The 12,992-nt window shown below is 72.9% G+C and carries 15 protein-coding genes and 1 pseudogene; 4 read left to right on the top strand and 12 right to left on the bottom strand.

Translation table 11 applies throughout. The annotated features are described in order from the left end of the window. Window positions 1–38 precede the first annotated feature (38 nt). From ACFWN1_RS26075 to ACFWN1_RS26090, 4 genes are all read right to left on the bottom strand, one after another. On the bottom strand, window positions 39–770 hold the full coding sequence (locus ACFWN1_RS26075) for a hypothetical protein (protein WP_384366651.1): 732 nt from the start codon (window positions 768–770) through the stop codon (window positions 39–41). Between the two features lie 44 nt (window positions 771–814). Continuing rightward, a complete protein-coding gene (locus tag ACFWN1_RS26080; protein WP_384366654.1) occupies window positions 815–1,381 on the bottom strand; it encodes a hypothetical protein in 567 nt (188 codons plus the stop codon). A gap of 208 nt (window positions 1,382–1,589) precedes the next feature. Continuing rightward, entirely contained in the window at window positions 1,590–2,777 is a 1,188-nt protein-coding gene (locus ACFWN1_RS26085) for a zinc-dependent alcohol dehydrogenase (RefSeq protein WP_384366657.1), read from the bottom strand. Between the two features lie 95 nt (window positions 2,778–2,872). Further along, the gene (locus ACFWN1_RS26090) at window positions 2,873–3,088 is read right to left on the bottom strand and encodes a hypothetical protein (RefSeq protein ID WP_384366660.1); all 216 of its coding nucleotides are present in this window, start codon (window positions 3,086–3,088) and stop codon (window positions 2,873–2,875) included. 186 nt (window positions 3,089–3,274) lie between these two features. Between ACFWN1_RS26090 and ACFWN1_RS26095 the strand changes: the two genes are divergently transcribed. Further along, on the top strand, window positions 3,275–3,508 hold the full coding sequence (locus ACFWN1_RS26095; RefSeq protein WP_384366690.1) for a hypothetical protein: 234 nt from the start codon (window positions 3,275–3,277) through the stop codon (window positions 3,506–3,508). A gap of 10 nt (window positions 3,509–3,518) precedes the next feature. On the opposite strand, the pseudogene ACFWN1_RS26100 reads toward ACFWN1_RS26095, so the two are convergent. Then, window positions 3,519–3,878, bottom strand: a pseudogene (locus tag ACFWN1_RS26100) (CBS domain-containing protein); the annotation flags it as partial. A gap of 151 nt (window positions 3,879–4,029) precedes the next feature. Here ACFWN1_RS26100 and ACFWN1_RS26105 point away from each other — a divergent pair. Together ACFWN1_RS26105 and ACFWN1_RS26110 are read left to right on the top strand one after the other, a co-directional pair. After that, window positions 4,030–4,539 carry an SRPBCC family protein gene (locus ACFWN1_RS26105; protein ID WP_384366663.1) on the top strand — a complete coding sequence of 170 codons (510 nt, stop codon included), beginning with the start codon at window positions 4,030–4,032 and terminating at the stop codon, window positions 4,537–4,539. After that, window positions 4,532–6,163, top strand: coding sequence for a phytoene desaturase family protein (locus ACFWN1_RS26110; RefSeq protein WP_384366665.1), 1,632 nt, complete (start codon window positions 4,532–4,534; stop codon window positions 6,161–6,163). The genes ACFWN1_RS26105 and ACFWN1_RS26110 overlap by 8 nt, the downstream gene beginning before the upstream one ends. A gap of 21 nt (window positions 6,164–6,184) precedes the next feature. Here the strand turns inward: ACFWN1_RS26110 and ACFWN1_RS26115 are convergent, their stop codons facing one another. The 7 genes from ACFWN1_RS26115 to ACFWN1_RS26145 form a co-directional block, all read right to left on the bottom strand. Beyond that, window positions 6,185–6,736 (bottom strand): type 1 glutamine amidotransferase domain-containing protein, encoded by a 552-nt coding sequence (locus ACFWN1_RS26115; RefSeq protein ID WP_384366668.1) that lies wholly within the window; start codon window positions 6,734–6,736, stop codon window positions 6,185–6,187. Between the two features lie 108 nt (window positions 6,737–6,844). After that, window positions 6,845–7,693, bottom strand: a complete 849-nt coding sequence (locus ACFWN1_RS26120) for an STM4011 family radical SAM protein (protein WP_384366671.1) — start codon at window positions 7,691–7,693, stop codon at window positions 6,845–6,847. Between the two features lie 10 nt (window positions 7,694–7,703). After that, window positions 7,704–9,044 carry an STM4012 family radical SAM protein gene (locus tag ACFWN1_RS26125; RefSeq protein WP_384366674.1) on the bottom strand — a complete coding sequence of 447 codons (1,341 nt, stop codon included), beginning with the start codon at window positions 9,042–9,044 and terminating at the stop codon, window positions 7,704–7,706. Further along, a complete protein-coding gene (locus tag ACFWN1_RS26130; protein WP_384366687.1) occupies window positions 9,041–9,853 on the bottom strand; it encodes an STM4013/SEN3800 family hydrolase in 813 nt (270 codons plus the stop codon). Before ACFWN1_RS26130 ends, ACFWN1_RS26125 begins: the two co-directional genes overlap by 4 nt. A gap of 46 nt (window positions 9,854–9,899) precedes the next feature. After that, a complete protein-coding gene (locus ACFWN1_RS26135; RefSeq protein ID WP_384366677.1) occupies window positions 9,900–11,045 on the bottom strand; it encodes an STM4014 family protein in 1,146 nt (381 codons plus the stop codon). Window positions 11,046–11,055: 10 nt separating this feature from the next. Then, on the bottom strand, window positions 11,056–12,012 hold the full coding sequence (locus ACFWN1_RS26140) for an STM4015 family protein (protein WP_384366680.1): 957 nt from the start codon (window positions 12,010–12,012) through the stop codon (window positions 11,056–11,058). 105 nt (window positions 12,013–12,117) lie between these two features. Next, window positions 12,118–12,465 carry a DUF1330 domain-containing protein gene (locus ACFWN1_RS26145; protein WP_384366683.1) on the bottom strand — a complete coding sequence of 116 codons (348 nt, stop codon included), beginning with the start codon at window positions 12,463–12,465 and terminating at the stop codon, window positions 12,118–12,120. Window positions 12,466–12,742: 277 nt separating this feature from the next. On the opposite strand from ACFWN1_RS26145, the gene ACFWN1_RS26150 reads away from it, so the two are divergent. Then, window positions 12,743–12,946, top strand: coding sequence for a cold-shock protein (locus ACFWN1_RS26150; RefSeq protein ID WP_007502648.1), 204 nt, complete (start codon window positions 12,743–12,745; stop codon window positions 12,944–12,946). The last annotated feature ends 46 nt before the right edge of the window (window positions 12,947–12,992 follow it).

The raw sequence follows: 12,992 nt of genomic DNA on the forward strand, positions 1-12,992 counted from the left end.
GGTCCGGGCCGCTTCGTCCTACGCGCCGTGAGCCGTGCTCAGGCGTCCAGGAGCTGGTTGAAGAAGGTGCGGTACTGCTGGAGCGCCACGCGCAGCCCCTCGGTCTCGACCTGCTCGCCCCGGCTCCACTGGCCTTCGAGTTCCTTCTTGTGGTCGGCGAAGGTCGCGGCCAGCGACTGGATGACATCGGCGACCAGCGCGTCCGCGGAACGGACCGCGTCCTTGGGGTCGTCGACGAAAGTGCCCTGGATCTTCGCCCAGCGCTCACGGTAGTTGTCCGCCTCCTGGTGGGCGATCAGGGGGTCGGCGCCCTCGTCCACGGAGTGCGGCTGCCCGCCGTCCGCCCGCTGGTCGCTGCTCCGGCGCTCGTCGCGGTCGTCCCGCTCGGCCGGCGGGGTCGGCTCCGGGGCGCCCGTCGGCACGCCGGTCGCGGTCCGCTCGGGCACGCCGGTCCGCTCACCCGTGGCGGTCGGCTCACCCGTGGCGGTGCGCTCGCCGGGGAGGTCCCGCGCGGCGTCGGGCGCGGACGGCGCCTCACCGGGGTGGGCCGGCGGGGGCGTGTCGGACGTCCGGTCGGGGCGTGCCCCGGACAGCGGGCCGGAGAGCGCGTCGGGCGGAGCGTCCTGGCCGGTGTCGGACGGCGCGCCGGAACGCTTCTCCGACAAGGGGCCGGAGCGGGCGTCGGGACGGCTCTCCCGGCCGGGACGGGCCAGGTCCTCCGTGGTCAACTCGCCCTCGCCGGGGCCGCTGTCGGTGTGCCGCTCTGTCATGACAACCTCGTTCTCGCTCGTGCCGTGATGGAAGGTGCGCCGGGTCAGGCCGCGTCGTGCCCGGTGCTCTCGTGGTGCGGGCGTCCGCCGCCCAGCAGGTCGTCGAAGAGGGTGCGGTAGCGCACCATGGCGCCGCGCAGATCCTCGGTGGTGGCCTCGCCGTTCTCGTTGCGCAGACTCACCTCGTGCGCGTCGCGGTAGTGCTCCAGGGTCTGGGCGTGCTCGACGGACAGGTCCCTCAGCTGCTGTTCGAACCCGTCGGTCGGGTAACCGCGGTCCCGCATCAGCTGGGTGACCAGACGGTCGGCGTCGTCGACACTCTGCGCCGGGTGGTCGACGAACCGCTCCTGGGCGCCCTGCCACTCGGTGGCGTACCGGTCCCGCTCCTCGGGGGACAGCTCCTTGAGGTCGAGGTCGCGGTGCCGCTTCTCACGGGCCTGGAGTTCGCGCTCCGCCTCCCGTCTGCTCTCGCCGGACTGCACGGCCCGGTCGTACTCGGGACCGAACTTCTCCTGGAGGCGGCGCCGGCGGCGGCGCGTCACGAGCCATACTCCTGCGGCGATCAGAATCAGGATGACCACAATGGCGATCAGCGTTTGTGCGGTGGACATCGCCTCTCCCGCTTGGTGAGTTGAGTGGTGGGGCCGGCCGCTCGACGGCCCGCCGGGTACTCCGCCCGAGTACCCCGGCCCGGTCCCCGCACACCGGCCAACCGCCAGGTGCGCGGGCGTGATCGCCCGCCGCGCCCACGGGCGGTGGACGCGATGTCACCTCAACACGACGGATCGACAGCCGTGTTGAGGTGACGCCTGACGGGGCTCACCACGGTTCGAGAACGGCCTTGATCATTCCGTCGCTCTTGGTCTGGAACGTCTCGTACGCCTCGGCGGCCTGCTCCAGCGGGACGATGTGGGTGGCGAAGGTGTCGACACCGAGCGGGTCGTCGTCGGTGAGCAGCGGTAGGATGTCGTCGACCCAGCGGTGGACGTTGGCCTGTCCCATCCGGAGCTGGATCTGCTTGTCGAACAGGGTCAGCATCGGCATCGGGTCGGCCATGCCGCCGTACACGCCGGACAACGAGATGGTGCCGCCCCGGCGGACGATGTCGATGGCCAGGTGCAGCGCGCCGAGCCGGTCCACGCCCGCCTTCTCCATGATGCGCTGGGCGACGGCGTCGGGCAGCAGTCCGGTGGCCCACTGGGCGGCCCTGGCGACGGGTGCGCCGTGTGCCTCCATGCCGACGGCGTCGATGACCGCGTCCGCGCCCCGGCCCCCGGTGGCGTCGCGGATCGCGTCGGCCAGGCGGTCGCCGTACCGATCGAGGTCGTAGACGGTGATGCCGTGTTCCCGGGCCCGCTGGAGGCGTGCGGGGACGAGGTCGACGCCGATGACGTCCTCGACGCCCCGGTGCCGGGCGATGCGGCAGGCCATCTCGCCGATCGGGCCGAGGCCGAGCACCACCAGGGTGCCGCCGGGCGGCACGTCGGCGTACTCGACGGCCTGCCAGGCGGTGGGCAGCACGTCGGAGAGGTACAGGAAGCGCTGGTCGGGCGGACCGTCGGGGATCTTGACGGGGAGCCGGTCGCCGAAAGGCACCCGGAGGAACTGGGCCTGCCCGCCGGGGACCTGCCCGTAGAGCTTGGTGTAGCCGAAGAGGGAGGCGCCCTTGTCCTGGTCGCGCACCTGGGTGGTCTCGCACTGGGAGTGCAGGCCCTGACCGCACATGTGGCACTTGCCGCAGGAGACGTTGAAGGGCACCACCACACGGTCGCCCGGGGCGAGCGCGGTGACCTCGGGGCCGGTCTCCTCCACGATGCCCATGGGCTCGTGACCGAGGATGTCACCGGCGTCGAGGAAGGGGCCGAGGATCTCGTACAGATGCAGGTCCGATCCGCAGATCCCGCTCGACGTCACCCGGACGATCACGTCATCGGGGTCCTGAAGCTGCGGGTCGGGGACGGACTCGACGCGGACGTCACGTCTGCCCTGCCAGGTGAGAGCGCGCATGTCTCCTCCAGGGATGTGGGTACCGCGGCTCGCTCCCCGCCGGGTACCCGTCGCTCCGGCGGCTACCCGGCGTGCCGCCCCCGCCGGGCGGCGCCTCAGCCGGAGGGCTCGTCCGGTACGGGCTGGTCCGGGCGCACCCCGGCGGACTCCGGTGCCCCGCGCGGACCCGCGCCCGCCTCGTCCATGTCGGGTGCCTCGCGGCCGTCGTCGCCCGTACGGGCGTCCCACCGGTCGTCGCCCTCGCTGGCCTGCTGGTCGGGCAGGTCCCTGGGAACGCGCCGGGAGTGCCGGTCCTGATGCCGGTCCGTCATGTCTCCTCCTTCGTGGTGTCGGGCCACCGCCCACGCACGGAGTCACGGCGAGCGGGTGCGTCGCGGGTACCCATGAGGCGGGTGGACATGCGGACTGAGCTGAACCGGCCAAAGAATGGAACATTTCGTGTTTCACGAAGAACAACACGGATACCCGCACGCAGTCGTACCGACAGCTTCGAGGATGTGTTCACGGTGGGCGCCGTCGGCCTTACCCCCCAGGAATCGCGCGGACTGACCGCGACCGAGGAAATGAACCTGCCGCGTGCTCGGCGCCGGCTCACGGATGAGGAGTTCCATGAGCTGATGCGGGAGGCCCGGCAGGAGGCGCGCCGGCTGCGGTTCGGCATCCCGCCCGAGGAGGACTCGGCGGTCGCGCTGCGCACCCAGCACGCCGAGTTCGGCGCGGCCGCCCACTGAGCCCTTCCCAGGTGTTCGGCTGGGCCGCGCTGAAGTCGCCGAGGGCCGAGGTCTCGTCCCGTTCCATGGCCACGTCCCCGAGCGCGATGATGCCGACAGCCTCGTCCCCCTCGACCACGGGAAGCCGGCGGACGGCGTGTTCGCGCATCAGCTCCACCGCGTGGTCGATGCTCTCGTCCGGGCCGATGGTGACCAGGTCGTCCGAGGCGGCCTGAATGACGGCGGTCTCATCGGGGTCCACGCCCTCGGCGAAGACGCGTACCACCAGATCACGGTCGCTCACCAGGCACCGCAGCCGGCCCTTCTCGGTCACCACGCACGCGGCCCCCGCCCCGTGCGGCGCGGCCCTGATGACGTCCTCGACGCGCACCTCCTGGGTGAGGCCGACGATGTTGTCCCGCCGCGTCGGGAACTCATCCGCTTCGGCCCGCTGACGCGTGATCCGCGGTCACCGGGTTACTCGTGCTCTAGTGCGCGGGAGGACCCCGGCCCGCGAGAGGTGTTACCCGAAGGAGGAGACCGTGGCCGTCCGCTACCAGCTCATCCGGCGTCCGCCGGCCGCCGTGTGGAAGGTTCTCGAGCAGCCTTCCCATTACGCGGACTGGGTCGTGGGTACGCACGAGACCGCTCCCCGCGAGGGCCGCTGGCCCGAGCTTGGTTCGTCGCTCGCCTACACCGTCAAGATCGGCCCGCGCCGGGTCGAGGGCTACACCGTGGTACGCCGCCACGAGCCGCCGCGACGGCTGGAGCTGGAGGCCAAGTCGCCCTTCGGCAACGCGCGCATCGCCATCGACGTCCGCGACTGGGGCGGCGAGAGTCTCGTCGTCGTGGACGAGCACCCGCTGCGCGGGCTGAGCGACAAACTGCACAACGTCGCGCTGGACACCTTGATCCAGCTCCGGCACCGGGGCATGCTGAGCCGCCTCGCCCGGCTGGTCGAGCGGGAGACCCCGCAGCGCCCCGGCGGCGACGGCCTCCGGACGGGTCCCGCGTCGGTGCCGTCCCGGGCCGTGGAGGCGGGCCGTGAGTGACGCGGTGGTCGTCGGGGCCGGGCCGAACGGTCTCGTCGCCGCCAACCTCCTCGCCGACCAGGGCTGGAGCGTGGAGGTGCTGGAGGCCCAGGAGCGGCCCGGCGGGGCCGTGTTCAGCGACCGCGCGGTCCACCCCGACTTCGTCAACGACCTCTTCAGCTCCTTCTACCCCCTGGCCGCCGCCTCGCCGGTCATCGCCGGGCTCCGGCTGGAGGACGAGGGGCTGCGCTGGTCGCACGCGCCGAGCGTGCTGGCCCACCCGCTGGCCGACGGCCGCTGCGCGGTGATCGACCGCGACCTGGACGTGACCGCCGAGGGCCTGGACGAGCTGTGCGCCGGGGACGGCCGCTCCTGGCGCGCCCAGTGCGCGACGTGGGACCGGGCGGGACACGACCTCCTGCGGGCGCTGTTCACCACGATGCCGCCCGTCCGGGCGCTCGCCGGGCTCGGGCTGAGGCTGCGCGGCGGCGGTGCCCTGCGGCTCGCCCGCACCATGCTGCTGCCGGTGCGCCGCCTCGGCGAGGAGGAGTTCGACGGCGAGGGCGCCAGGCTGCTGCTGGCGGGCAACGCCCTGCACGCGGACCTGGGCCCGGAATCGGCGATCGGCGGCGGCTTCGGCTGGCTCATGTCGATGCTGGGCCAGCACTACGGCTTCCCGGTCCCGGTCGGCGGCGCGGTCTCCCTCACGGACGCGCTGGTCAGCCGCCTCCGGCGGCGGGGCGGCGTGATCCGCTGCGGGGAACCGGTGACGGAGGTCGTCGTGGAGCGCGGCCGGGCCGTCGCGGTCCGCACGGCGGGCGGTGACACGGTCCCGGCCCGGCGCGCCGTCCTCGCGGACGTGTCCGCGCCCGCCCTGTACGGCCGGCTGGTCGCGCCCGAGCACCTGCCCGCGCGAGTCCTCGACGACATACGGCGCTTCCAGTGGGACTTCGCCACTTTCAAGACCGACTGGGCGCTGGACTCCGCCATCCCGTGGAAGGCAGGCGCTGCGGGCGGCGCGGGCACCGTGCATCTGGCGGACAGCGTGGACGACCTCACCCGGTTCGCCGCGCAGATCGCCATGGGGCTCGTCCCGGACCGGCCTTTCCTGCTGGTGGGACAGATGACGACCGCCGACCCGACCCGGTCGCCCGCGGGCACCGAGTCCGCCTGGGCCTACACCCATCTGCCCCGTGTGGTGCGCGGCGACGCCGGGGACGCCGGGCTCGACGGCTCCTGGGACGCGGCCCGGCGCGAGATCATGGCGGACCGCATGGAGCAGCGGATCGAGCAGTTCGCGCCGGGTTTCCGCGCCCGGGTGCTGGGCCGGCGCGTGCTGGCGCCGCCCACGCTCCAGTCCGCCGACGCCAATCTCAGCGAGGGCGCCCTCAACGGCGGCACCACGGCCCTGCACCAGCAGGCGGTGTTCCGGCCGATCCCCGGCACGGGACGCCCCGAGACCCCGGTCCGGGGGCTGTACCTCGCCTCGTCCTCCGCGCATCCCGGCGGCGGGGTGCACGGTGCCCCCGGCGCCAACGCGGCGCGGGCGGCGCTCGGCATCCGGCGCCCCCTCGCGGAGGCGCTGTCCCTGGTCCAGCGGACCCTGACCGGCGGAAGCGGGGCGGCCACGGTGGGAAACCGCTGACCGCCCCGCTCACCGGCGGGTTCAGCCCTCCAGGCTGCGGATGATCGCGGACGAGAAGGCGTCGAGATCACCGGGGTTGCGCGAGGTGATCAGGGGATGGCCGCCGTCGGTGTCGACCACCACCTCCTGGTCCGTCCAGGCGGCGCCCGCGTTCACCAGGTCGTCCAGCAGCGACGGGTAGGAGGTCAGGTCGCGGCCCTCGGCGAGTTCGGTGTTCACCAGCAGCCAGGGACCGTGGCAGATCGCCGCCACCGGCTTGCCTTCCCGCGCGAACGCGGTGACCAGGCGCTGCGCGTTCTCGTCGACGCGGAGCTGGTCGGCGTTGAGGGTGCCGCCGGGGATGATCACCGCGTCGTAGCCGTCCGAGGTCGCCTCGGCGAGCGTGGTGTCCGGCTCGACCTTGTCGCCGGGGTCCTTGTCGGAGACGAGGGTGGCGATGACCTCCGGTTTCTGTGCCGCGACCACGACACGGGCGCCAGCCTCGCGCAGGGCCGCCACCGGCTTCTGAAGTTCGTCTTGCTCCGTCCCGTAGTTCGTCGTGAGGACGAGGACGCTCTTGCCGTCGAGAGCCATGGGTTCGTACTCCTCCCGTTCTCCCCCTGGTTCCCGGTACGCGGACCCGCTCGCGGCGGTGTCCGGGCAGCCGGTCTTACCTGCACCGGCTGCCCCTTTGGCCCCGGTTCATTCGACAGCGGCCGGAATCCGCTCCAGCACCCCGCCCGCGAACACGTCGTACAGGGGCAGCGTCTCCAGATGGACGTAACCGATATGGCAGTCGCAGCTGGTCAGCGGGCAGGGGCGGGGGCGGAGCGCGGCCCGGTAGGAGCCGTCGTAGAGGTTGCCGAGTTCCGCCGGGACGAAGTGGCAGCGGCGGACCGTGCCGTCGCCGTCCACCGAGATCACCGACTCACCCGTGCGGCACGGCAGCCCGGCACTGGCGTGCGGGTGCCGGCTGTACGGGAACAGAGGGTCCAGCGCGGTCCACACCTCGGCCTCGGTGTCGTCGTAGGTGTGCCCCTCGGCCGCGTTCACCCACAGGTACACCCGTTCCGGCAGCTCGGCGCGCAGCCGCCGGGCCGCGTCGAGGTGCTCGGGCAGTCCGACGATGCCGACGCTGTACCGGACGCCGATCCGGTCCAGCTCCCGGCACTTGCCGAGGAACCGGTCGTACGGCGTCTGGCCGGGGTGGTACGTGCACCACAGCGCCAGGGTGTCGCGGTCGGCGCCGGCCAGCCAGTCGGTGCGGCAGCTCAGGTTGGTCTGGATGGCGACGCGGCGGATGTGCGGCCGGTGGGAGAGGTCGGTGAGGGCGCGCCGGTACCAGGAGCGCACCAGCCCCTCGCCCCAGGGCGTGAACAGCACCGAGAGCCGGTCCCCGGTCCGGCCGGCGGCCCAGTCGGCGAACCGCTCCAGGCTCGCCCGGTCGGCCCGCAGCTGCTCCCGGCTGTCCCGGCGCTTGGCGAACGGGCAGTAGGGACAGTCGTAGTCGCAGGAGGCCAGCGGGCCCCGGTACAGCAAAGTCAGGTCCATGACGGGCGGCTCACTTGCGCTCGTAGGCGGCCATCGCGGCCCGCACGGCCGGGGAGAACAGCTCGGGGCCGAGCGCGTCGGAGTGGGCCAGCCCCTCCGGGGTCAGCCGCAGCACCGGGCCCGGCTCCAGCCAGCCCCGGTCCGAGAACCGCGCCAGCTCTGCCGGGAAGTCCTCGGCCGGGGTACGGCCGCCGAACCGGGCACGGTAGTCGGCGACCGCCAGCCCGTCCGCCTGGAGCAGCGACTGGAGCAGATGGCGGCGCCGCGCCTCGTCGCCGGTCATCGGGCGCCCGTACTCGGCGTGCGCGAAGTCGGCGGCGTGGCCGGCGGTGTAGTCGTCGATGATCCGACGGATCTGGTGCATGCCGACGGCGTAGTCGAAGGAGTAGTGCAGCCCGGCGGTGTACGAGCGGGCCCCGCAGCCCAGCCCGATCATGCCGTCGGTCTGGCAGGCGTAGTCGTCCGCGCCCTCGGCCGGGGCGTCGGCGCGGCGGAACATGCGCATGGACCGCTGCTCGTAGCCCCGCGCCAGGAGATGGTCGCGGCCGGCCCGGTACAGCCGCAGCCGCTGCTCGTCCCACTCCGGGTCGGCGGGGCCGGCGCGCCGGCCGAGGCCGGTGAGCGGGCGTATGTAGAGCGGGTAGAGGTACAGCTCCTCGGGCCGCCAGGCCAGGGCGGCGTCCAGCGAGCGCAGCCAGGTGTGCTCGGTCTGCCCGTCGATGCCGTAGATCAGGTCGATGTTGAGCACGGGTATCCCCGCGTCCCGGACCCGGCCGAGCGCCGTCTCCACCTCGGCCCGGCGCTGCGGGCGTACGGCTGCCCGCGCCTCGGTGTCGTCGAAGCTCTGCACGCCGAGGCTGAGCCGGGTGGCACCACGCTCGGCGAGGACGGTGAGCCGGTCGGCGGTGGCCGTGGCCGGGGACGCCTCCACGGAGAGCGGGACGGCGCGCAGGTCGGCGCCCATCCGGTGTTCGGCGATGTCGCAGAGCCTGGTCAGCTCGGCGGCGGTGAGGAAGGTGGGGGTGCCGCCCCCGAAGGCGGCGGTGGCGAACCGGACCGTCTCCCGCTCCCCCAGCGCCTCCCGCACGGCGCCCGCCTGCCGCTCCAGCGCGTCGAGATAGGCGCCGGTGAGGCCGTCCGGGGCGCCGATGCGGGTGAACAGGTTGCAGAACCCGCAGCGGATCTCGCAGAACGGGATGTGCAGATAGAGCGAGAGCGCGTCCTTGGGCTCCTGCGCCCACACCTCGCTGAGCCGCGGCCGGTCCGTCAGCCTCCGGTACGCGGACTTGTGCGGGTAGGCGTACACATAGCTCTGGTACGGGGCCGGGGCGGTCCCGGTGGCCGTGGTCATCGGGCGTCTCCCTGGCCGAGCGGGAAGTGGGCATAGGGCACGGTCCACACCGACTCGTGGCCGATGCGGTGGCCGGTCCAGCCGTCGTCGCCGTAGGCGGTGCCGTGGTCGGAGCAGACGATGGCGAGGCAGGGCCGACGGCTGCTCATGGCGGCGAAGAGGCGGCCGATGTGCCGGTCCACGTACTCCAGCGCGGCGGCATGGGTGGCGCGGGAGTCGCCGTCCTCCTCGCTCGCGCCGGGCAGATGGAACCAGTTGGGCTGGTGCAGGGCGGAGACGTTGACGAAGAGGAACAGCGGCTGTTCCGGCGCCGTCCGGGCGGCGATCTCCTCGGCGCGGGCCACCTGGTTCTCGAAGGAGGCCGGGGAGGCCACCCCGAACTCCGGCTCCCAGTGCGACTCCTCGAAGAGTCCGGGCAGGACCGAGCCCAGCGCGCCCCGCTGGTTGAAGAAGCCCACTCCCCCGACGCACGCGGTGTGGTAGCCGGCCTTGGCCAGACCGGAGACGAGGTCGGGCGTGTCGTAGACGAACGTGCCGTCCGCGGTGGTCTCGCTGCCCGTGAAGGCGGCCGCGAACAGGCGGGGATGGCGGCCGGGCGTGGCCGGGGTGGGCAGGAAGCCGGCGAACATGGCCTGGTGGGAGGCGTAGGTGAAGCTGCCGGGCGCGTGCCGCTTCTCCCAGCGGCCGCCGGGGAGATGACGGGCGAGGTTCGGGATGCGGCCGGCTTCGGCGAGTTCGGCGGCCACGTCGAAGCGGAGCGTGTCGAGGGTGACCAGCAGGATGTCGTGGCTGCCGACGATCCGGTTCATGTCCGGTGTTCCGGGGGCCACTTCGGGCAGGCGGGCGGTGTCCGGGTCAGGCGCCGGCATGGGTGGTTCCTGTTCTGTGCGGGTGGTGCGGGCCGGGCAGCGCGGTGAGCGGGACCCGGCGCAGGGCGGCGGCGACCTGGGCCGCGTAGGTGTCGAGGCCCTCGGCGCCGCTGCCGGGCAGGCCGGTGAGCCGGGGCAGCAGATCGCCGAAGGCGTTGACCTCGCCGACGAAGGCGCGGCGCCAGCCGACGGCGGGCAGCAGGTCGACGCCGACACAGAGGGTGTCCGGGAAGCAGGCGGCGGCCCGCTCGCAGATCCCGAGCACCTCGGGCCAGCGCAGTCCCGCCGTCTCGGCCGCCTGCCGGGCACCGGCGAGGTCGCCCCGGCGGCCGCCGAGGTGGAGGTTGGTGAGCGGTCCGGCGCTGGTGCGGACCACGGCATGGGTGGCGCGGCCGTCCACCACGACCACCCTCAGGTCGGCGGAGCGGCCGCCCTGGGACGCCTTGGGCACCCAGCGCTCCAGGTGCAGGCCGTCCGGAGCGAGCGTGTCCACGATGGCGGCGATGTCCTGCTCCCGCTGGTAGCTCCGCACCTTGAGGGAGTTGAACAGCCGCCCCCCGGGGTCGAGTTCGACGGAGGTCGTGGCCCTGATCCGGCCGCCTCCGGCAGAGTCGACGGCGAGCACACCGGAGGCCGAAGAGCCGTGCGCGGGCTTGACGAAGAGCCGGGGCATCCGGTGCTCCCGCATCAGCGCCCGCACGTCGTCCCAGCCGCGCACCGGGGCGCCCGCCGCACCGGAGGTCGGCGACTTCGGCACCGGTACGTCCGCCCCGGCGAGGGCCGCGTGGCAGCGGCGCTTTTCGAACATGACCGCCACGTCGTCGGTGCCGTCCAGCCGGATGCCGCCGCGCAGGGTGCGCAGGGCCGACGTGAAGCGCTCGTACCAGCGGGCGGTGCCCTCGACGCGGGTCGGGTCGGACCTGCCCCGCAGGAGGAGGTCGACCTCGGGGTCCTCCCCGGGCGAGTCGACGCGGACGATCTCCTCCGGGCCGAACTCGGCGCCGCCCGCGCGCAGCACCTCCAGCCAGGGCACCACGCGGGGCGCGGGCAGCCCGGCGGCCCGGACCGCCTGCGCGAACAGGGTGACCCTGCGGCCCTGAGGGTTGCCGACCACCGTGAAAGACCGGTTCATGGACGCCCGCTCACTCGCCGATGGCCACGAAACGCTCCACGGTGCCGTCCTCGTTCTCGTACGAGTCGGCGTCGTCCTCGTCCAGGTCGAGCCGGACGCCCGCCGGTTCGAGGGACTCCCGGAGGCGCTGCCGGAGGGGCTCGGTGATGTAGTGGTGGTGCAGGTCGAGGAAGCCGAGGTGGGTGAGCGGCTGACCGGCGAGCAGCGCGGCGGCGCCCTCGTCGCCCAGGGTGCCGAGGGAGAGGTCCAGCGTCTCCAGCCGGGCCACGACCGGCGCGGAGGCGACGGCGGCCGCGATCCCGTCCTGTAGCTCGCTGTTGCGCAGCCCCAGGTGACGCAAGGCGGGCAGCCGGCCGCCGGAGAGGATCGGCTCCAGGTCGGACACCTGGGTGTCGGCGCCGTAATTCGAGTCGCCGAGCCACAGTTCGAGGTGCTCCAGGGCGGGCAGGTCGCTGGCGCCGATGCCGCGCACTACCTCCACAGGCAGTCCGCCGGTCTCCACGACCAGCTTGCGCAGCGCGGAGTGGCCGAGCGCGGGGAAGGCCAGCCCGGTGCCCCCGCGCACCCCGAACTCGGCCAGCTCCGGGAATCCGGCGAGCAGTCCGGTGACGTCGCTCTGCTGTATCCAGGAGAGTTCGGCCTCCTCCATGACGAGGTCGCCGAGGAACAGCGCGCGCAGGGCGGGCAGCCGCTCGCGGGCGCCGAGCAGGGCCGCTATGACGGCGGAGGAGTCCGTCTCGTACGCCTCCGTCCAGGCGCCGACGATCAGCGCGCGCACCCGCGTCGTGTCCACGGTGGAGAGGAAGCGGCTGAAGGCGTCCTCCCACTCCTCCTCCGCGTCGTACACGTCCCCCGCGACCCGCCAGGCGACGGCGTCCGGCTCCGGCAGCCCGGCGGTCGCGCCGGGTCCGGGGAAGGCGAACGCGGGGAGGCCGTACAGCTCCTCCAGGTGGTGACCGATGGTCATGCTGGCCTGCTCCTGACGTGCGATGGGCGCGAACGTGTGCGGTCCACGGCGTACCCGGAAGTTCTACCAACTCGCACTGACAACCGGTCATCCGGCTGTGGACGACTACTCGCCGGCCGGCGCCTCACGCGTCGTCTCTGCGGTGGCGCCCGGGTCGTACCCCTCGGGGACCCCGTCGACCAGGATGATGTCGCCGGCGATGTGCCGGGAGCGCAGCGGTGCGATCTCCTGGTAGGCGGGCGAGTCCCACCAGGCCCGCGCCTCGGTGATCCCCGGGAACCCGATGATCACCACATGCCCGGCCCACTCCCCCTCCTTCACCTCGTGCCGGGCGCCGTGCACGAGGAAGCGGCCGCCGTACGGCTCGAAGGTGGCGGCGACGCGCTCGATGTACTCCGCGATCTCGGGGTGCGGCGCGGCCTCGCGGAGATGGGCTACGGCGTAGGCGGGCATGGGTCCTCCGCGGCATCGGTGATCGTCGGATCCTCGCACCGGGGATGCTTCCACCCCCGTCGGCCGGCGTCGACGGCGCGTCCGAAGATCGACTCCGGCACGCCGGGGCGCGAGATCCATTCCCTCCGCCGAGCCGTACGTGTGCTAGTCTCTCTCTTGTTGCAGTTGTGGTACCCATGAACTTTATGTGCGCCTGACGGGAAATGTTTTCTCTTTGGGCGCATTTTGTTTTCCGGCATCTTCCGGATGGGGCCTCTGCCATCAGAAGGAGAAAGTCATGGCACAGGGAACCGTCAAGTGGTTCAACTCTGAAAAGGGTTTCGGCTTCATCGAGCAGGACGGTGGCGGTCCGGACGTCTTCGCCCACTACTCGAACATTGCCACCCAGGGCTTCCGTGAGCTTCAGGAAGGCCAGCGAGTCAGCTTCGACGTCACGCAGGGCCAGAAGGGCCCCCAGGCCGAGAACATCGTTCCCGCCTGATAGCTGGACGCGTATTCCGCTCACCGGGGTCCGCACCGTCATGGTG

The organism is Streptomyces sp. NPDC058459 (genome assembly GCF_042721685.1).
Taxonomy (GTDB): Bacteria; Actinomycetota; Actinomycetes; order Streptomycetales; family Streptomycetaceae; genus Streptomyces.

What these genes read in the sequence shown, in the direction of transcription:
- ACFWN1_RS26075 (WP_384366651.1), bottom strand. Translation starts at nt 770, where the DNA reads ATGACAGAGCGGCACACCGACAGCGGCCCCGGCGAGGGCGAGTTGACC.
- ACFWN1_RS26080 (WP_384366654.1), bottom strand. Translation starts at nt 1,381, where the DNA reads ATGTCCACCGCACAAACGCTGATCGCCATTGTGGTCATCCTGATTCTG.
- ACFWN1_RS26085 (WP_384366657.1), bottom strand. Translation starts at nt 2,777, where the DNA reads ATGCGCGCTCTCACCTGGCAGGGCAGACGTGACGTCCGCGTCGAGTCC.
- ACFWN1_RS26090 (WP_384366660.1), bottom strand. Translation starts at nt 3,088, where the DNA reads ATGACGGACCGGCATCAGGACCGGCACTCCCGGCGCGTTCCCAGGGAC.
- ACFWN1_RS26115 (WP_384366668.1), bottom strand. Translation starts at nt 6,736, where the DNA reads ATGGCTCTCGACGGCAAGAGCGTCCTCGTCCTCACGACGAACTACGGG.
- ACFWN1_RS26120 (WP_384366671.1), bottom strand. Translation starts at nt 7,693, where the DNA reads ATGGACCTGACTTTGCTGTACCGGGGCCCGCTGGCCTCCTGCGACTAC.
- ACFWN1_RS26125 (WP_384366674.1), bottom strand. Translation starts at nt 9,044, where the DNA reads ATGACCACGGCCACCGGGACCGCCCCGGCCCCGTACCAGAGCTATGTG.
- ACFWN1_RS26130 (WP_384366687.1), bottom strand. Translation starts at nt 9,853, where the DNA reads ATGAACCGGATCGTCGGCAGCCACGACATCCTGCTGGTCACCCTCGAC.
- ACFWN1_RS26135 (WP_384366677.1), bottom strand. Translation starts at nt 11,045, where the DNA reads ATGAACCGGTCTTTCACGGTGGTCGGCAACCCTCAGGGCCGCAGGGTC.
- ACFWN1_RS26140 (WP_384366680.1), bottom strand. Translation starts at nt 12,012, where the DNA reads ATGACCATCGGTCACCACCTGGAGGAGCTGTACGGCCTCCCCGCGTTC.
- ACFWN1_RS26145 (WP_384366683.1), bottom strand. Translation starts at nt 12,465, where the DNA reads ATGCCCGCCTACGCCGTAGCCCATCTCCGCGAGGCCGCGCCGCACCCC.
- ACFWN1_RS26150 (WP_007502648.1), top strand. Translation starts at nt 12,743, where the DNA reads ATGGCACAGGGAACCGTCAAGTGGTTCAACTCTGAAAAGGGTTTCGGC.